The 19,310-nt window shown below is 41.7% G+C and carries 15 protein-coding genes; 6 read left to right on the top strand and 9 right to left on the bottom strand.

Annotated features, from left to right (window positions below; translation table 11 throughout):
* Nucleotides 1–153: 153 nt before the first annotated feature.
* Entirely contained in the window at nucleotides 154–1,563 is a 1,410-nt protein-coding gene (locus tag H6G83_RS09580; RefSeq protein ID WP_190470495.1) for an O-antigen ligase family protein, read from the bottom strand.
* Nucleotides 1,564–1,736: 173 nt separating this feature from the next.
* On the bottom strand, nucleotides 1,737–2,579 hold the full coding sequence (locus tag H6G83_RS09575) for a YaaW family protein (RefSeq protein WP_190470492.1): 843 nt from the start codon (nucleotides 2,577–2,579) through the stop codon (nucleotides 1,737–1,739).
* A 231-nt stretch (nucleotides 2,580–2,810) separates the two neighbouring features.
* Between H6G83_RS09575 and H6G83_RS09570 the strand changes: the two genes are divergently transcribed.
* Both H6G83_RS09570 and H6G83_RS09565 read left to right on the top strand, forming a co-directional pair.
* Nucleotides 2,811–3,839: an NAD(P)/FAD-dependent oxidoreductase gene (locus H6G83_RS09570; RefSeq protein WP_190470489.1), complete on the top strand. Its 1,029-nt coding sequence runs from the start codon at nucleotides 2,811–2,813 to the stop codon at nucleotides 3,837–3,839.
* An 849-nt stretch (nucleotides 3,840–4,688) separates the two neighbouring features.
* Nucleotides 4,689–5,066, top strand: coding sequence for a hypothetical protein (locus tag H6G83_RS09565; RefSeq protein ID WP_190470566.1), 378 nt, complete (start codon nucleotides 4,689–4,691; stop codon nucleotides 5,064–5,066).
* A 186-nt stretch (nucleotides 5,067–5,252) separates the two neighbouring features.
* On the opposite strand, the gene H6G83_RS09560 is transcribed toward H6G83_RS09565, so the two are convergent.
* The 5 genes from H6G83_RS09560 to tig all read right to left on the bottom strand — a co-directional run bounded on the left by H6G83_RS09560 (nucleotide 5,253) and on the right by tig (nucleotide 10,507).
* Nucleotides 5,253–5,486, bottom strand: a complete 234-nt coding sequence (locus tag H6G83_RS09560; RefSeq protein WP_190470488.1) for a hypothetical protein — start codon at nucleotides 5,484–5,486, stop codon at nucleotides 5,253–5,255.
* Between the two features lie 104 nt (nucleotides 5,487–5,590).
* A complete protein-coding gene (locus tag H6G83_RS09555) occupies nucleotides 5,591–6,508 on the bottom strand; it encodes an alpha/beta fold hydrolase (protein WP_190470486.1) in 918 nt (305 codons plus the stop codon).
* Between the two features lie 156 nt (nucleotides 6,509–6,664).
* Nucleotides 6,665–8,005, bottom strand: a complete 1,341-nt coding sequence (gene clpX, locus H6G83_RS09550) for an ATP-dependent protease ATP-binding subunit ClpX (protein ID WP_190470483.1) — start codon at nucleotides 8,003–8,005, stop codon at nucleotides 6,665–6,667.
* Between the two features lie 9 nt (nucleotides 8,006–8,014).
* Nucleotides 8,015–8,713, bottom strand: a complete 699-nt coding sequence (gene clpP, locus H6G83_RS09545; protein ID WP_190470481.1) for an ATP-dependent Clp endopeptidase proteolytic subunit ClpP — start codon at nucleotides 8,711–8,713, stop codon at nucleotides 8,015–8,017.
* Between the two features lie 375 nt (nucleotides 8,714–9,088).
* Nucleotides 9,089–10,507 (bottom strand): trigger factor, encoded by a 1,419-nt coding sequence (gene tig, locus H6G83_RS09540; RefSeq protein ID WP_190470480.1) that lies wholly within the window; start codon nucleotides 10,505–10,507, stop codon nucleotides 9,089–9,091.
* Between the two features lie 952 nt (nucleotides 10,508–11,459).
* Between tig and H6G83_RS09535 the strand changes: the two genes are divergently transcribed.
* From H6G83_RS09535 to H6G83_RS09520, 4 genes are all read left to right on the top strand, one after another.
* Nucleotides 11,460–12,503, top strand: a complete 1,044-nt coding sequence (locus H6G83_RS09535; RefSeq protein WP_190470478.1) for an aspartate-semialdehyde dehydrogenase — start codon at nucleotides 11,460–11,462, stop codon at nucleotides 12,501–12,503.
* A gap of 136 nt (nucleotides 12,504–12,639) precedes the next feature.
* Entirely contained in the window at nucleotides 12,640–13,524 is an 885-nt protein-coding gene (dapA, locus tag H6G83_RS09530) for a 4-hydroxy-tetrahydrodipicolinate synthase (protein ID WP_190470476.1), read from the top strand.
* 303 nt (nucleotides 13,525–13,827) lie between these two features.
* Nucleotides 13,828–15,600: a ribonuclease J gene (locus H6G83_RS09525; protein ID WP_190470473.1), complete on the top strand. Its 1,773-nt coding sequence runs from the start codon at nucleotides 13,828–13,830 to the stop codon at nucleotides 15,598–15,600.
* Nucleotides 15,601–15,700: 100 nt separating this feature from the next.
* The gene (locus H6G83_RS09520; protein WP_190470471.1) at nucleotides 15,701–16,261 is read left to right on the top strand and encodes a Uma2 family endonuclease; all 561 of its coding nucleotides are present in this window, start codon (nucleotides 15,701–15,703) and stop codon (nucleotides 16,259–16,261) included.
* 306 nt (nucleotides 16,262–16,567) lie between these two features.
* Here the strand turns inward: H6G83_RS09520 and H6G83_RS09515 are convergent, their stop codons facing one another.
* Nucleotides 16,568–17,479 carry an AAA family ATPase gene (locus tag H6G83_RS09515; RefSeq protein ID WP_190470470.1) on the bottom strand — a complete coding sequence of 304 codons (912 nt, stop codon included), beginning with the start codon at nucleotides 17,477–17,479 and terminating at the stop codon, nucleotides 16,568–16,570.
* A 423-nt stretch (nucleotides 17,480–17,902) separates the two neighbouring features.
* Entirely contained in the window at nucleotides 17,903–19,099 is a 1,197-nt protein-coding gene (locus tag H6G83_RS09510) for an anion transporter (protein ID WP_190470469.1), read from the bottom strand.
* Nucleotides 19,100–19,310: the final 211 nt, after the last annotated feature.

Below are 19,310 nucleotides of genomic sequence, written 5' to 3'. Positions count from 1 at the left end.
TAAAAAACTATGTTTAGCAGGGGAAAGGGGACAGGTGAGGAAGCTTTTTTCTGTAAAGATTTTATGATTCATCAATTTCCTAACCTATGTGACGATTGCTATATTAATGGCTTTGTTTATGGTTTATAAAAACAACATACTAACCTGAAAAATTTACATTTTTTTTGGTTGGTTATAATAATATACATTTCCCCCAATAGCCGCCATGATCATCCAAGATAAGGTATTTACTCTGAAATCAAAAAGGGTGACATCTACTGTGTTAAATAATAACCACTCTCCAAAAACTACAAGATAACTGAAAAATATTAATCTATCTTTATTAGGTATATAGTCTGATTTCCATATCAGTTGAAAACCAGCAAATAATATCCAACTCAGTATGCCAAAAAATAGTAAAGTGCTAGGCAATCCAGTTTCCGCAGATAGCATTAAAAACAAATTATGGGGATGTCCCAAATCAATATTCATTTGGGCTTTATAAAGGTCAGTAAAATTACGCAATCCCCAGCCTGTCCAGGGACGTTGTTGAGTCAAAGACCAAGCAAATTGCCACTGAGTTTTCCGCATTAAGGCAACTGGTCTATCTGGATACATTTCATCGTTTAATCTCGCCCAAAAGAAAGCGGGAATAATCTGGCGGAAAGCTTGGGCAATTGGGGAGGGTGCAAAAGCCGCTAATAAGACACTGGTGGTTAAGGCAGCAACACCACCGACTAGTAAACGCCAACCTTGATAAAATGCAAAAGCTAAACAAGCAATAATAGCGATCGCCCACCCATTACGCGAGTTAGTTAAAATCAAGGCGGTAAAGTCGGCAATAGCTGAGAATGTGAGGAAGATGATGGGTACTGGGGGAAGGGGAAAGGGGGAAGGGGGAAGGGGGAAAGGGGAAAAGACTATCTCCTCTGCTCCGTTCCCCTCCTGGGAGGGGCTAGGGGTGGGTTGCTCCCCTGCTCCTCTGCTCCTCTGCTCCCCTGCTCCTCTGCTCCTCGCTTGCCATTGTTCTAGCAGTAGTGCGATGCTGAGGGTAAAGGCGATCGCTAAATAAGCTGCAAAGATATTAGCGTGCATGAACAGAGCAGCCATGCGTCCAGGGGGACTACCACCGAGTGCGATCGACCAGTCTAATAAAATCCACAAAACTTGTATTTGCAAGTTCCAGCCAAAAAACAACTGCCCAAAGCCCATAATTACCATTGGTACAGAACCAATGACTAAAATCCAAGCTATATGGCGTAATTGTGCAGTTGTTTGAATCAGGAAACCCAAACCTGTAAATAATAAGAAAAATGGCAGTAAATTAAATAACCCAACAAAAGCTGCGGCTTTGTCATTAGCAAAGCAGGCGGAAATAAACAGCAAAAAACTCAGTAACGCAAATCCCCAATTAATGGGACGGCGGATAATACTGCGGTATTGGCGTATCCAAGTTACTAACGCCCCTAACATGATGCTCACAAATCCCACAAAAGGAGTGAGCGGAAATAATAATAGTCCCAGTTGAAAGCAATTCCAAGAAAATTGGCATTCAGGTTTGGGATGATAAAAAGCTAACTTCAAGCTAAAACCCCAGGTTAATAGTCACGAAATCAAGGTAGGGGAGATGAGGGGGATGAGGGGGAAAGGTGAAAGGGGAAAGGGGAAAGGAAAGAATTTGAATCCTTTATTCCTTACCCTTTTCCCTTTCTCCTATCTTCCCCCAGTCCCCAGTCCCTAATAGCCAGTCCCTGTCTTCAAGCCAATTCCCAACATTCAGCACGGGTAAGCCGAATTTGTGCTAGAGCAAAAATAGTCGGGATGATGCGACCGTAGTTTGTAGCGATGGTTCTCCAGCCTAAATCGGCGAAAAACCAAGCCCACATAACCGGGCCAACAAAGGCGAAGAGGCTGCGAACTGCTCCATAACGGGCTGCACTCACAGTCATACCCTGACGCGCCATTTGTAACGTGACATAGCTTTGAAACTGTGTTGTTGCTGCTTGTGAACCTTGAATTAAGGCATCTTTAGCTACTTGATAAGTAGCAAAGTGAATAGCAAATTGACGGGCAATTTGTTGTAAAACCAATGGCTTAACAACGGATGTAACAGCTAAGGCGCTACCACCTTTTAACAGCAAGCCCAAAGGATCAGGTTGCAACAACAGAGGTAAAGGTTCTTGTACCTCCGATTTCACAAGTTGACGCTGTACTTGCGTAGCCAATTTTTGTTTTTCTTTTTCTGGTAATCTTTTCCACACTTGTCCTAGCAGATGTAAAAATACTTCTGCTTCTAAATCAATTGTTGTTAAATCTTGAGAGTAAGGAATTTTTAAATATTTACAGACTTGAATTAATGCTTGACGGTAAGTTACTTGGTTTGTTTTTCCTCGTAATACCGTCACTCCATCGGCGGCTAAAAACCGAAAGCGATTTTCTAGCGAATCTAGCCAAGCTTGTCTGTTTTGGCTTTGAATTTCGATTGGTTCAGGTGTCTGAACATAATCAAGGGGATTAAACTTACGACTAAACAGAATTGCTGTTAAATCCTGCAATTCTTCGTCAGTTGCTAACTCTAGCGCCGCCCTCAGTTCATCCAATGTCCCTTCCTCCCTTCCATGCAGCTTTTCTGTACCCTATTCTACTATTAGCTATCAGAATATATGGGGATTGGGGACTGGGGATTGGGGAGTAGGGGGAGATGAGGGAGATGAGGAAGATGAGGGAGATGAGCAGAGGCGCACCGGAGAAAGTCTTTACCCTTTCCCCTTTCCCCCCTCCCCCTTCCCCCTTCCCCATTACCCATTACCCATTACCCATTACCCAATCCTATGAATGACGTTGTAATTATCGGTGCAGGTATCGCTGGCTTAGTTTGCGCCCAGCAGTTAAGTCAAGCTGGATATTCGGTGTTAGTTGTGGAAAAGTCCCGTGGTTTAGGGGGACGAATGGCTACGCGGCGCTTACATGGAACTTGGGCAGATCATGGAGCTTGTTATTTAAAGCCCAAGGGTGAGTTATTCACTAGTTTTGTAGAGTTATTATGCGATCGCCATATCTTAGAAAACTGGTCAGAACTCCAGCCGAACGCCACGCCGCGTTATGTTGCGCCTGCGGGTATGAGTGCGATCGCTAAATTTATCGCCCAAAATTTAAATATTCTCCTCAATCAGCGCGTTACAGAAGTTAACTTAACATCGGCAAAAAATTGGCGTTTAACTTTAGAATCCAGCAATGAAGAATTAACTGCTCAAGCTTTAGTGATAGCTATTCCTGCACCTCAAGCGGCGATGTTATTGACTCCGTTGGGTGAAGCTGTGTTGGGTAAACAATTTTTAACAGATTTGAGTTCTGTAGAATATTATCCCTGTATGAGTGCGATCGCTGGATATCCTCCTTCATTTCACCCCCTACCAAACTGGAGAGCCTCTAGCTTTGTTGATGATGCTATTTTGGGATGGATTGGTTTAGATAGTAGCAAGCGTCCTCAACCCCAACAACCAGTATTTGTCTTGCAAAGCAGCGCCAATTTTGCCCAACTTCATTTAGAAGCTTCAGATTTACAACCCATAGGACATGAGATGTTAAAGTATGCAGCCCAGACTTTAGAAATACCTTGGCTAGAAATACCAGAATGGTTACAAGTACATCGCTGGCGCTATGCTTTCCCCAGTAACCCTTGGCAAGATAAAGTTCTATCCGCAAAAGCTGAACTACCTTTAGTTTGCTGTGGTGATTGGTGTGGTGGCAATCTTGTAGAAGGGGCAATGCTTTCTGGACTGGCCGCATCTGTAGAGATTAACAATTATTTAAAGCAGCTAGTTCTACCTGGGGAAAACTTTCTTAAAGTTTTTGCCTAATTTTTACCCCTTTCTTCTCCCATATTGGGAGAAGAGTTTCTCTAAATACTGCGTGTAACTCATGCACATAAAATTTTTTGCATCTGCATCTATCATTAGACAGTTTAGTCCATGTAAAAAACATTATTTTTTTATAGCAAGCGAGACATAGGTTAGGACATTAACGAATCATAAAATCCTTACAGAGAAAAGCTTCTTTACCTGTCACCTGTCACCTATCACCTGTCCCCTGCTATACTTATTAGATTCATCTATAAAGATGATTTAAAAAAAAAATAACGCTCACACTAAACTGTATAGATGGGTTAAATATATAAGATGACTACTTGATGTTTGAAACATAGGTAGGCCGATACACTGCCCACCAAAACCGTGATATGGTGGGCAATACTACAGGTACTGAGATTTTTTCAAAATTGAAATAGGATTCCTATATGTTTAATAAGTAATGTAAACAAAACAAGTAAGTCTTACTTTTATCGATAATTTACTCTTTTTAATGGTCATCAAGACCATTTTTTGCTGATCCCTCATAGTTTTGCTGCGTTTTGTGTAGATTTTCGTTAAAAGCTCGTCAATTTGTAAAAATTAAAATATAAATAGAAAACATTAGACTTTACTGCTCTGTTAAGTCTTCTTTTGTAAGAGCTATACTGTCAATCAGTCTTAACTACAAAAATGTATATGGACAAGTAGCTGGAAATATACAAGAATAAAAAGTTTGTTTATGACTGGAATATCAAAATAGAAATAACTTCTAAATTGTTGCCTAGAAGAGATTGCCATTTAGCAGGGTGTTTCTCTGCACAGATTTAATCACTAAACAGATAAAAAAGGAGTTAAAAAATGATGAAAACAGTAGTAAATTTAACGCAGCAATCAGTTCTGGGAGAAATTGAAAATGTTTTAGATACTTATGCTTATCATCCTTATCAACAAGCATTTGCAATTCCTGATTTGCGCCAAGAGTTAATTGCTTTTGTCCTCAACCGTATTCCCTGCTTGTATAGCGTCATATCGGACGAGCAATTACTAATAGCAAGCTGTGACAAAGAAAGCTGGTTGAACAACAAGTTACCTCGTAGTCCTTTAGAACAGCAACAACACCTACAACGTTTGATTCACGAAGGCATTTATTCTATTTTTCAAGAAAAATCAGACTGGATTAGTCGTCACCTTTGTGAATCAGTACAATTAGGCAGTGAACCATCCCATTGGTTTGGTTAATTATTAGTCAGTAGGGGCGGGTTTATGGAGAAATTCATGGCGAAAACAAATATGTCAGTTAAACCCGCCCGTACAACAGTCCATAGTCATGAGTAAATTAACAAAAATTAACGAATATAGACTCTGGACTATTGACTATTGACTGTGGACTAATTATGTAAAAAAACCCTGTATACAGAAAAATAATTACCTTAGCTGATAACGCTCTTCTTCGGCGCTTATGTAAACATTTTCCGGCAGAGAACGTTCATTTCCCTCGTATTGTTGATGAATTATTTCAACAACGTCAATAAGTTCACCACGAGCTTGATCAGGTGTTTTACCCCAGGGATGATAAGCCGATATTGTTGACATGGGTGCAACAAATGTACCATTATCACCTGGACGATTCACTGTGGTGTAGGCTTGCTGAGAGTGCATGAGGATAGCCTGATGGTTGAAATTACATCTTTAGTGTAAAAGCAAATTATTAAAAGTAGGTGAATTTAGGTGTAATGTTCAACTTCAGTAATGTTTTGCACAATTTAATTAGCTTGTAATTCGGGTGTAGCTACTTGCAAAAACTCCCGCACTTGTTGCAGATAAGTAGCTGCATCTTCCAGCATTGGGAAATGTCCTGTATCAGGAATTACGACAAATTTCACCTGATTATTTAAGGCTGCGGCTTGTCTTCCCATTTGGGCGGGAATAATTTGGTCGTATTCTCCAGCCACCAGTAGAGTAGGAACTTGTAATTTAGCAAATTCTTGGGGCATTAATTCAGATTGGGCTTTACTGACCGAAGTAAAAATGGTTCCTAAAGCTGTATCATAATCGGCAGAGAGAAAGTCTTCTAAAAAGGCTTGACGCTCGCTTTTGGGTATGGGACGATGTAGGAATCTCGCCATAAACATCTGGTCAACAAAGGGGATTTTTCCTAACCATTTGGGGCGGAATTTGACTACATAACCGCCAAATTTATGAAAAGCCGCAAAAGCTTTCTCATCGTATTCAAAAATTCCGCTACAAGTTAAAATTCCCCGTTCCACTCTTTGGGGATAACAGTTGAAAAATATTGTGGCGACGGAAGCACCCATTGAGTGAGCATTGATATAAACGCGCCCAAGCTGCAACTCATCAAGTAGAACGGCTAAATCTTCGGCGTATTCTGTTAATTCATAAGTTAATTCTTGGATGGCTTGAGACTTTTGTTGATTTGTCTGGGCCTCAGCTACAGACTCACTAGCACCAACAACAGTGGGTTTCCCCTGGGAACGTCCAAACCCCCGTAAATCGTAGAGTAGACAATCAAATTGCTCTGATAAAGCATGAGCTGTACTCCGCCAATACCTAGCCGAACCAGCCCAACCATGAATAAACACCATCACAGGTTTTGCTATCCCAGATGGTTGTTTGATCCACTCATAATAATGCTCAACGCCACGAACAGTAATATAAGCCATTTGTCAAGAGTCCATAGTCAACAGTCAACAGTCCATAGTCCATAGTTAACAGTTGATTAACTACGGACTATGGACTGTTGTACGGGCGGGTTTAACTGACATATTTGTTTTCGCCATGAATTTCTCCATCAACCCGCCCCTACTGACTAATAACTATTATGCCGATTCTGGTTTAGGCAGTGAAGAAGGATGTACTAGCAATTCTGCTGTGGAACGCTTCTCTACCATTTCCCTAGTGACTGTGCAGCGCGTTACGTCTTTACGGGAGGGTAACTCGTACATCACATCTAGCATGAGTTCTTCCACGATACCACGTAATGCCCTTGCGCCAGTTTTGCGACGATAGGCTTCTTGGGCGATCGCTCGCAACGCATCTGGTTTAAAGTCTAATTGGACGTTATCCATCTTCAGCAGTTTTTGGTACTGCTTCACTAGGGCGCTGCGTGGTTGAGTTAGAATCGCCATCAAGGCTTCTTCATCCAGAGGATCTACCACGGCTACCATTGGCACACGACCGATAAATTCGGGAATCATGCCAAATTTCACCAAATCATCTGGTTCTAGATGACGTAGCACATCTGCTGCCCGTTTTTCTTTAGATTGCCCTTCGCCTGGTTGCACAAAACCTATTGACTTTTTGCCCCCTCTCTGCTCTACTACCTTCTCCAACCCGACGAAGGCTCCCCCACAGATGAATAATATATTGCTGGTATCGATTTGGATGCAGTCTTGGTAAGGGTGTTTCCTTCCGCCTTGGGGGGGAACGTTGGCAATTGTGCCTTCCAGCATTTTTAACAAAGCTTGTTGTACACCTTCGCCGGAAACATCCCTGGTAATTGAGGGATTTTCACTCTTACGGGCAATTTTATCGATTTCATCGATGTAGATAATGCCCCGTTGGGCTTCTTCTACATCCAAATCTGCTACTTGTAATAATCGTAGTAAAATGTTTTCTACGTCTTCCCCTACATAACCTGCTTCTGTGAGGGTTGTGGCATCAGCCACAGCGAAGGGGACATCAAGGATTTTGGCTAGGGTTTGCGCCAGGAGAGTTTTGCCGCAACCTGTAGGGCCGATGAGGAGAATATTGGATTTTTGCAGTTCTACGGCATCATCAGCGCCATTTTTGCCACTACCCTTAGACTGCAAGATTGCTAGGCGTTTGTAGTGATTGTAAACTGCTACAGATAAAACTTTCTTCGCTTCATCTTGACCTATAACGTGTTCGTCTAGGTATTTTTTAATCTCTCTCGGCTTGGGTATTTGGCTGAGGGAGAGATTAGCGGAACGGGTGCGGCGTTTTTGAGGTGGTTCTGATTTTGGTGCTGGTTGTGTCGCCGCACCACTTGTATCTAGCAACTCCTCATCTAGTATTTCATTACACAAGTCTACGCATTCATCGCAGATGTAAACTCCCGGCCCTGCGATCAATTTTCGCACCTGCTCTTGAGACTTGCCACAGAAAGAACATTTTAAATGGGAGTCGTACTTAGACATACCAGCCTCTTATTTCACGATGGTGACGTTTTCCCCAGCTGTGGGAAGATTTTGTCTGGAGATGACTTGATCGATCAAACCGTAATTTTTGGCTTCTTCTGCTGACATGAAGAAGTCGCGATCGGTATCTGCTTCAATTCTTTCTAGGGGTTGACCAGTATGATCAGCCAATAGCTGGTTCAATTGACCCTTGATGTAAAGAATTTCCCTCGCTTGGATTTCAATATCAATAGCTTGACCTTGAGCGCCCCCCAGGGGTTGGTGAATCATGATGCGGGAATCAGGTAGTGACATACGTTTACCTTTAGTTCCTGCGGTTAACAAAAATGCCCCCATGCTTGCTGCTAATCCAAAACATATGGTAACAACATCGGGACGAATTTGTTGAATTGTATCATAGATTGCCATGCCTGCGTAGACAGAGCCGCCGGGGGAGTTGATGTAAAGTTGGATGTCTTTTTCCGAATCTTCGGCATCCAAGAATAATAACTGGGCGACAATAGTGTTAGCTACAGCATCGTCGATGGGCGTTCCCAAGAAAATAATCCGCTCTCGCAGTAGACGGGAGTAGATGTCGAAGGCTCTTTCCCCCATACCTGATTGTTCTACAACCATTGGCACAATGTTACTTATGCCGTTGAGGTGAGAGGACATACCAAATCGACTTAAACTGTTGATGGGGTAATTTGCCGACTGCGATACAAGCATAGGAGAACGGTTAAATATAGTTGGTACAGAGATTTTGGCAACAAAAGCTGCCTATAGGTTCATAAATGAGATATTGATTTACCTATGTGTTAACCATTATGCCTCATCTACATTGTTCTCGTGTGACCCCTCACTAGACAAGGGCGAGTGTAAACTTTGCCATTGGCTAGTTTGCCTACGTCTGGCGTTGATTGATGAGTAAAAATTTTTAATACTCATGACTCAGCATTTATAACCTAAAATTCCCTGTTTGTGTTAGGGGGTGTCAGCACTGTTAGTTGCGGGTTGATAGGGTGTGATGGCTTGATTCTAACGTCCCGAAAATCTGTGGTGCGTTAGCCTACGGCATAACACACCGACAACAATAACCTTAATTTATTCCCCTGTTGTTGATTCTGCGGCAGCTTCTGGGGTTTGTGCCTCAGTCTCAGGTGCAGTTGTCTCTGCTTCTTCTTGCTGAGTTAATGAGCCTTCGGGTACAAGTTCCACGGTAGAATTTGCCAAGAGCCAATCGATGATTTTTTCCGATCGCAGTTCGTTTTCGACTACTGCTTGCAATCTATCTTGGTCTATATCTTCATCAGGATATTGTTGTATGAGTTCTGTGACTCTGGCTTGAACTTCTGCGGCGGTGACTTCGATAGACTCGCGTTTAGCCACTTCTTGCAATGCTAAAGACCGCTTGATGCGTTCTACAGCTTCCGGGCGCGATCGCTCCCTAAACTGGGGGATAATATCTTGGGTAAATATTTTCCTCACATCCATACCCTGTTGGGCTAGGCGCATTGCTGTTTGCGAGATAATCGCGTCTACTTCTTTATCTATCAGGGTTTCAGGCAAATCTACTTCTAGATGCTTGAGAATTTCCGCTAACAACGCCTCTTGTTTATTCGCCTTGGTTTTGTCTTCGGCTTCTTTTTGATAACGCTCTGCCAAAGATGCACGCAAGGCTTCTAATGTCTCAAAATCACTGACATCTTGGGCAAAGTCGTCATTTAATTCTGGCAGTTCTTTTTCTTTGATTTCTTTGAGTGTCACCGTGAAAATAGCGGGTTTTCCGGCTAATTCTTGGTTAGCGTAGGGATCTGGGAATTGTGCTGATACTTCCCTGGTTTCCCCAGGATTCATGCCGACTATGCCAGTTACAAAACCTGGAATAAATTTATCTTCTTCTAATTCTACTTGAAAATCAGTGCCTTCACCCCCTGGAATGGGTTCGGGTTCGGTGTTTTCATCGTCGCCTTCCGCTTTGGCTATCACGCCTTTAAAATCGACTACCGCCACGTCCCCCAACTGGGCGGATCTTCCTTCCACAGGAATTAATGTCGCCAATTGCTGGCGTTCTTTGTCTAATACATCATCAACCTGGGCGGGGTTATACTGAATTTCTTCGGCTTTGATTTCTAACCCAGTGTATTTTGTCAGGTTGACTTCTGGCTCTACATCAACAGCCGCCGTAAAAGTCAGGGGTTTTCCAGGTTCGTAATTATTAATTAAATCATCAAACGATGAACGCAGCTGTGGTTGACCAATGGCGGGGATGGATTCTTGTTTGATCGCTTGCTCGATGCCATCTTGCAGTAACTCTTCCAAAGCTGCGGCTTTGACGCGAGTTGTACCTAAACGCTGTAACAAGACATTTCTCGGTACTTTACCTTTACGGAACCCAGGAATATTAACAGTGCTGGATAAGTTTTTAATTACCTGTTCGTAAGTTTTTTGCGTAATTTCTGGTGTAATTTCTATTTCCAGCCCAATTTGGCTGGCGGGGAGTTTTTCCTGGGTAACTTTCATGCTTCGTCTCTAAATTTTTGGGTTTGTAACTCCAAGTACATCCTAGATGCGATTGACTAAATTTAGTGATGAGTGCTGTGTGCTGAGTTTTGAGTGAAATTTCCACTCAGCTTTTCAGTTAGAACTCGGCACTCATGACTTTTCATCGCTTCTTTTGAGTTAATGTCTCTTGGTGAGAATGGGAGGTGTTTACTAAGCAGTCCTGATGAAACAAGATTCACCGCCAACTGTGAAACAGAGGCTAGGGGCGAGTGTTTTTTACTCTGCGCTCAACATCCACTTTACTGCTAATGGCAAAGGACTTGACGCTTTAGCCCTATAACTTTACCGAAACAGTCATAGTTAAAGCTACTGCATCAGTTGTGTCGGGCGGTTATCGTGATATCCTGGTTTTCACAACCAATAAACCAACAGTCTGTATCCTATATTAGAATGTTGAATCTGTTGTTAGGGTTAATCCCAAGTTGCCGCTTGAAAATTCACAGTTGGTTGATTATACTGTCTTGGTTCACATTGCATCATAGTACATTGCTTACCCAGCTACCCACATCATATGTGTGATTGTGATTTGCTGGCAGAATGAATTTCTAGCTCATGTTATGAATCCTACTCCTCAGATTTTTCTCTCCAAGAGGATAGGTGGTAGGGGAATGACAGTAAACAGTCATCAGAATATAATACTCTTCTCCTGATTTTTCTGGGTGACAGCGATTTATTGTATAATAAATATAATTTTTTTAGATTTGGTCGCCAACTCAAACATAAAATATTGTAAACTTCTTGAATTGATTAAGTTATGTAAAAAAAAGTTAAAAGGTTAGGGTAAATAATTTAAGAAATATTGCTAAAAATCAGAAAAACTTAATTTCAAATACTCAACTATTGTTATTTTCATACATCTTTACAAAAGAGCAAAAATCAACCATAACCTCTGAGGAAGGAGGAATTTAATTTGTCTAAAACGTATCGTGTAGCTATTTTAGGGGCGACTGGTGCTGTTGGCACGGAGTTGCTGGAATTACTGGCAAGTCGGAATTTTCCGGTGGCAGATTTAAAATTATTGGCATCAGAAAGGAGTGTAGGGCGATCGCTCCCATTTAAAGGAGAAAATATCCCAGTAGAGGCAGTGAGCGATCGCGCCTTAGAAAACGTCGATATAGTCTTAGCCAGTGCGGGTGGTTCCACATCTAAAGCTTGGGCATCGGTAGCGGTAGAAAAGGGTGCAGTGGTCATCGATAACTCCAGCGCCTTCCGTATGAACCCAGATGTACCCCTGATAGTGCCAGAGGTCAACCCCCAAGCCGCAGCCAACCACAAAGGCATCATCGCCAACCCCAACTGCACCACCATTTTGATGACCTTGGCAGTCTGGCCATTACATCAAGTTAAACCAGTGCAGCGCATCGTGGCAGCCACCTATCAATCTGCCAGTGGTGCAGGTGCGAAAGCAATGGAAGAAGTCAAAATCCAAAGCAGCGCCATCTTAAACGGTGAAGAACCAGTAGCCGAAGTATTACCTTACCCCTTAGCATTTAACTTATTTCCCCACAACTCCCCCCTGACAGATATCGGGTATTGTGAGGAAGAGTTGAAAATGGTCAACGAAACCCGCAAAATCTTCGGCACACAAGAAATTAGAATTACCGCAACTTGTGTACGGGTTCCCGTACTCCGCGCCCACTCAGAAGCAATTAATCTAGAGTTCGCCCAACCATTCTCTCCAGATGAAGCTAGAGAGATTTTAAGCAACGCACCTGGAGTAAAATTATTAGAAGATTGGGGTAGAAATTATTTCCCCATGCCCATAGAAGCAAGCGGTCGTGATGAAGTTTTAGTTGGGAGAATCCGTCAAGATATTTCTCATCCCTACGGTTTAGAACTTTGGCTGTGCGGCGACCAAATTCGCAAAGGTGCAGCACTGAATGCGGTACAAATAGCCGAGTTGTTGGTAGAAAAGAATTTACTCCAACCTGCAAAGGCGTATGTTGCAAGTTAGTCATTGGTCAGTGAACAGTGAACAGTGAACAGTGAACAGTAGACAGTGGAAATAATCTGTCAACTGATAAATGTCAACTGATAACTGATAACTGATAACTGATAACTGATAAAAAATATAAAGGAGTAACAAAAGGGTGGGAGATTTCGGCACAGTTTTAACCGCTATGATTACACCGTTCAAAGCGGACGGAAGTGTTAACTATGCTTTAGCGGCAGAACTAGCAGCCCATTTGGCAGAAAATGGGACAGATACATTAGTGGTTTGTGGTACAACTGGAGAATCACCTACCTTAAGTTGGGATGAAGAATACCAGTTATTTGTGGAAATTTTACAGGCAGTAGCCGGGAAAGCCAAGGTCATAGCTGGGTGTGGTTCTAATTCCACAAAAGAAGCGATCGCAGCTACACAAAAAGCCGCTAAAATAGGAGTACATGGTACATTACAGGTTGTACCCTACTACAATAAACCGCCGCAAGCAGGTTTATACCAGCATTTTGTGGCGATCGCTCAAGCCTGTCCAGAGCTACCGCTATTGTTGTATAACGTTCCAGGGCGCACTGGTCAAAATCTCAGCCCAGAGACAGTTGTGCGGTTAGCCCAAATCGACAATATTGTGGGTATTAAAGAAGCTAGTGGCAATCTCGACCAAGCGGGGGAAATCCGCCGCTTGACATCAAAAGACTTCGAGATTTACGCTGGAGATGACTCGTTAACCCTGCCCTTGTTAGCGATCGGGGCGAAAGGTGTAGTTAGTGTGGCTTCCCATCTGGTAGGGAACCAACTACAACAGATGATTCAAGCTTACAATGCTGGAAAAGTGACAGTCGCCAGTGAGATTCATCTTCGACTCTTACCATTGTTTAAAGCTCTATTTATCACAACAAATCCGATTCCCATTAAACAAGCATTAAAACTTCAAGGTTGGGAGGTTGGTTCTACTCGTCCGCCACTAAGCGAAGCTGATGCAGAAGTCAGCCAAAAATTAGAGGCCGTGCTGAAAAATCTCGATTTAATTTAATCGTCATTATTGCGGTTGCTAAAACAAGATATCAATTATTTATGGAGCTTGGCAGAAATTAAAATTAGCAAAATTGATGATGAAATTTTTATTACTGCTTGGCTGCTAATAATCTTAAAACTTGTGCTAAAACCTAATAAATATAGAATGAATTATTCGACATAAAATCCTTTTTATTTACCCAAAAATTGCAGATTTAATTAAATGACTGCTTGGTACAAGCAGGCAAATGTTGTCATTACTAAAAGAAGCTGAATTTTCTTGATTAACTTTAAAACGACAAACGACAAAACTAAGGAGCAAATGGTTAACAACGAAACTAGTACCAGCCTAAAAATTATTCCCTTGGGCGGTTTACATGAAATTGGTAAAAACACCTGTGTTTTTGAATACGATGATGAAATTGTCCTGTTAGATGCAGGGTTGGCTTTTCCCACAGAGGCAATGCACGGTGTGAATATCGTCCTGCCAGATACAACCTACCTACGGGAAAATCGCCACAAAATTAAGGGTATGATTGTTACCCACGGTCATGAAGACCATATTGGCGGGATTGCTTTTCACCTCAAACAATTTGACATTCCGGTGATATATGGCCCTAGACTAGCAATGGCAATGCTAGAGGGTAAATTGGAAGAAGCAGGAGTACGCGATCGCACAGAATTAAGATCAGTTTTACCCCGTGATGTAGTCCGCATCGGTAAATCATTTTTTGTTGAGTACATTCGCAACACCCACTCCATCGCCGATAGTTTTACGGTAGCCATTCACACGCCTCTGGGTGTAGTCATTCACACCGGGGACTTCAAATTTGACCATACCCCAGTCGATGGGGAAAGATTCGATATTCAACGCCTCGCAGAACATGGGGAAAAAGGTGTACTGTGTTTGTTAAGTGATTCTACTAACTCCGAGGTTCCCGGATTTACACCTTCGGAAGCAGCAGTTTTCCCCAACCTCGATAGAGTATTTGGTCAAGCGGAAGGGCGGTTATTTGTCACTACCTTTGCTTCCAGTGTGCATCGCATCAACATGATTTTGCAACTGGCGAAAAAGCATAACCGTGTGGTGACAGTGGTCGGACGTTCCATGTTAAATTTGATTGCCCATGCTCGGAATTTGGGTTACATCAAATGCGAAGATAATCTGTTTCAACCCCTGCATACAGTTCGTGGTTTGCCAGATGAGAACGTGTTAATTCTCACCACTGGTTCTCAAGGTGAAACAATGGCGGCGATGACGAGAATAGCCAACAAAGAACACCCCCACATCAAAATTCGTGAAGGTGATACCGTTGTCTTCTCTGCTAACCCCATTCCCGGAAACACCATTGCAGTAGTCAACACCATCGATAAGTTGATGTTGCAAGGGGCGAAAGTGGTTTATGGTAGGGAACAAGGCATTCACGTTTCCGGTCACGGCTGTCAGGAAGACCAAAAATTGATGCTAGCCTTAACCCGTCCTAAGTTTTTCGTCCCAGTACACGGTGAACATCGGATGTTGGTAAAACACGCGCAAACCGCCCAAAAGATGGGTGTTCCCGCCGAGAATATGGTGATTATTCAGAATGGCGATGTCATCGAATTGACAGAAAACTCAATTGCTGTAGCTGGAAAAGTGCCATCTGGTATCGAGTTGGTGGATACTACAAGTTCTGGTATGGTGAGTGCCAAGGTGCTGCAAGAGCGGCAACGCATGGCAGAAGAAGGTATTGTAACTATTGCAGCTGCTATCGATTGGCAGGGTAAACTACTAGCTAAACCAGAGATTCATCTGCGTGGTGTTGTTACTAGTGTAGAGCGATCGCTATTACAAAAGTGGGTGCAACAACGCATAGAAGAAATTTTAACTGTGCGTTGGTCGGAGTTTGCATCTACTGTTGGTGAACAGCCGGAAGTTGACTGGGGTGGTTTGCAAGCAACTTTAGAACGTGAATTGCAACGTTCTCTGCGTCGTGAGTTGCAATGTCAGCCATCGGTGACTTTCTTGATGCAAATTCCTGATGAACCGCCTGTCAAGGTGGCTACTGATGGTAGAAGGCGGCGGACTCGCACGGCTGCACAGGTGGCTTCTTAAGATAAGCTCACGCAAAGGCGCAAAGGCACAAAGGCACATAAGGTGTCTTTGCGTTTTGTTGTGCGATATTTATTGTAGATGAGTTGGTGAGGCGATCGCTATGACGAAAAGCCCATTTAAAGTTACTAATTTGCAGGAGTATTTAAACTTTGATGATGGTACGGATAAGCGTTATGAACTTGAGGATGGGGTGCTTGTAGAAATGCCTCCTGGGACTGGTAAACACGAGGCCATTATTACTTTGTTGGTGGTTCGCTTTTTTTTGGAAATTCAAAAGATGGCATTGCCTTTACAACCTCGTCCTAATGGTACAGAGGTTTTAACTAACAAACAACCAAGGCGACCTGATGTTTGTGTAATTACCAATGAACAAGCACAAACTATTGAAAAGACTTCAGCTATCCTCAAGACTCCACCACCGCTTATAGTTGAAGTTGTCAGTCCTGAATCTGTAGAGCGAGACTATATCCAAAAAACTTCTGAATATGCGGTTATTGGTGTTGGAGAATACTGGATTGTTGACCCTTTAGAAAATAAAGTTACAGTCTGTTTGTTGGCAGAAAATAGCTATCAGCAAACGGTATTTATGGAAAATCAACAGATTATTTCTATGTTATTACCTGAGTTATCTTTGACTGTTCAAGAGTTGCTGTTAGCTTAGTGCTGTGGCAATGGTAAAATATAGTATTAATTTACCACAGAGACACAGAGTTACAGAGATATTTATGCACTATGATTAGTTGTGCCAGTAGGGTGTGTTAGTCGCATTTTTTGAGATGGTTTCTCACGAACAAAATTATCTAAGCGACTGAACACCGCTACCTCACCCAAAGCAGTAATACATCCTATTTATACTGATTATCTATGAAGTTGCACCAAATAAATCATGTAGAGACGTTGAATGCAACATCTCTACAGCTAAGAATACAGTGCAACTTCATCAAGAAACGGTGTTACTCTTTTTAAGTTAAGGTATATCTTCTAGATCAATTGTCATCATCATTTTTTTGTTAACTTCAGAAAGTTTTACCAGTCTATTTGCTTGCTTCTCTATAGTTTTTTCAAATATATTTCTAACGAGTCTTCCATTACCAAATTTTTTGTCTCGATTTGTATATAAATCAGTTAGTTTATTCAGTAATACTTGCTTTGCTTTTTCAGTCAATTGGAAATGGTTTTGTTCACAAATTTTTTCAAATATGTTTAGCAACTCATCAGGCTGATAATCTTCAAAATAGAAATACTTATTGAATCTTGACTGTAAGCCAGGATTAGCATCGATAAATCTAGACATTTCCTCACTGTAACCAGCGACTATTACTACTAACCTATCTCTATAGTCTTCCATCCTTTTTAGAAGAGTATCTATAGCCTCTTGACCAAAATCGTTACTAGAACCTTCGGGTTTTAATGCGTAGGCTTCATCAATAAATAACACGCCATCTAATGCTGACTCGACAAGTTCATCGACTTTAATAGCGGTTTGTCCTACATAACCTGCAACCAAGCCCGATCTGTCAGTTTCGATAAGATGACCTTTAGAAAGTAGCCCTAACTCTTTATATATTTCACCTATCAAACGGGCAACAGTAGTTTTTCCTGTTCCAGGTGGGCCACAAAATACGGAATGTAATGTCACAGAAATAGTAGCGAGTTTTTGTTCTTTGCGGAGTTGTTGAATTTTCAGAAAGTTAATCAGATTATTAATTTCATCTTTAACATTTTGCATACCTACTAGATTATTTAATTTTTCAAGAACACCATCCAAGCCTTTCGCGTGATTTTTCCCATCAATAGAGGATTTCTGGAGTTCTTTTTTTAGTTGTTCTAATTCAGCATCAATTTCTCTATCCCAGCTACTCTTATTCCAAATAGTCATCTTTCATAGCCTCCATACTTAAGTAATTTTTGTCTCTACTAAGCGTTATGTGGAAAAATCTACGCTTAACCTAACCCCCTTCTTTACCTGACTTTTCACGGGATCTGGAAGACCTCTCTCCAAACCTCTCTCCTACAAGGAGAGAGGCTTTGATTTCTCCCCCTTCCCTTGTAGGGAAGGGGGCTGGGGGGTTAGGTCTGACGGAGCGCTTTTCCACATAACGTGAAAAGTCAGCTTCTCTACTAGGAAGGGTAAAAATTTAAAGCCTGTAACCGAAACGGAGAGGTTTGGAGAGGGGTTTTCCAAATCCCGTGACAAGGCTGATGTATAATAAATTAACTTTTGATTAGAATGAATACATAGAAAATTGAGACATTACAGCAATAGATATTTACTCAATATAATGTCTTTATTGTTAATCGCCTATTGGATAAATACGTAAGCCAAAATTAAAGTACAGATTGTTAATGGCACACCAAAACGTAGATGTTCTAAAAAGGTGAGTTTATAACCTAAATCCGCAGCAGCTTCGACAATTATCAAGTTGGCAACTGAGCCAAATAAAGTTAAGTTACCCGCTAAAGTTGAACCTGCTGCTAATAATAGCCAGGATTTTGTATCACTTGGAGAAATCAAAGGTTGCAATAGCAATACAGCCGGAACGTTAGAAATTAGATTAGATAAAATAGCTGTTATCCCTAACAAACTGGCAGCAGAGTTAATTGCATGGGTAAATGGCTGTAGTAAGTTCAATTTTTGGGTGGCTTTTGTGAGAATAAACAACCCGGAAAACATTACTAATAAATTCCAATCTACTTTTTTTAATATTCGCCCTGGTTTAATTCTTCTGGTAATTAGTAATAGGCTAGCTGCTACTAAAGCCGACTGTGCTAAAGGTAAGCCGACAGTAAAAGCAATCAGTAAGCCAGTAGTAATGACTAATGTTTTATTAAATAATGGTTTATATATTCTTTGATTATTGATGGGTAAAATTTGGCAAGGTTTGAGCGATCGCACATCAGGATATAGTAGCCATAGTAACCCTATCTGAATTATCAACCCTGTGAAGGCGACCGGGGTTAAAACACGAAGAAAATCTAAGTAGGGTATGCCAGAAAATGAACCTATCAGGATGTTTTGCGGATTACCGCTTAGGGTAGCCACAGAACCTATGTTAGTTGCTCCGGCGATCGCTAGTAAATAGGGTATGGGATTTAAGCCCAAAGTTTGCGCCAAACTCAAAGTCAAAGGCGTAAACACTAGCGCCAATGTATCGTTGAGGAAAAAGGCGGAAAGTATCCCGCTACCAAAGGTTAAAGCTATCAACAAGCCTAAAGGACTACGGGTTAAGCTCAACAACACCGATAAGGCAAGGCGAAAGAAGCCTGCATAAGATAAGTTAGCATTGACTACCATCATGCTTAACAAAAACACGATGGTATTAGCATCTATGGCTTGCCAAGCTTCCTGTAAATTCAGCACTCCCAAGGCAATTAAGAAGGCAGAACCAACTAAGGCAATAGTGGCGCGGTTCATCCGTAAACCTGGAATGTAGCCCAAGGCTAACCCGAAATATGTCAGCCCCAATACGCCATAAACTGCAAATTTGATATAAATCACTGTGTTTACTGAGTTTTTGCCAGTGCTAATGTCTCAAGATAGCTTCTACAGTAGCTAGCTAGCAGCAGAACTATTTGTTATCAAATACTCTTTTTGTTAGAATTATTTATGTTAAGAGTTGTAAAAACTGCTTGCTCTTCTATCTAAAGATAGATGTCTTTACTAAAATTTAAACTGGGTCAAATTATGAACAAGATCCGATAATTACACT

The sequence above is a fragment of the Anabaena azotica FACHB-119 genome (genome assembly GCF_014697625.1).
Taxonomy (GTDB): domain Bacteria; phylum Cyanobacteriota; class Cyanobacteriia; order Cyanobacteriales; family Nostocaceae; genus Trichormus; species Trichormus azoticus_A.
Note: the sequence above shows the minus strand (reverse complement) of the source record. Positions and strands in the feature narration are given on the sequence as shown.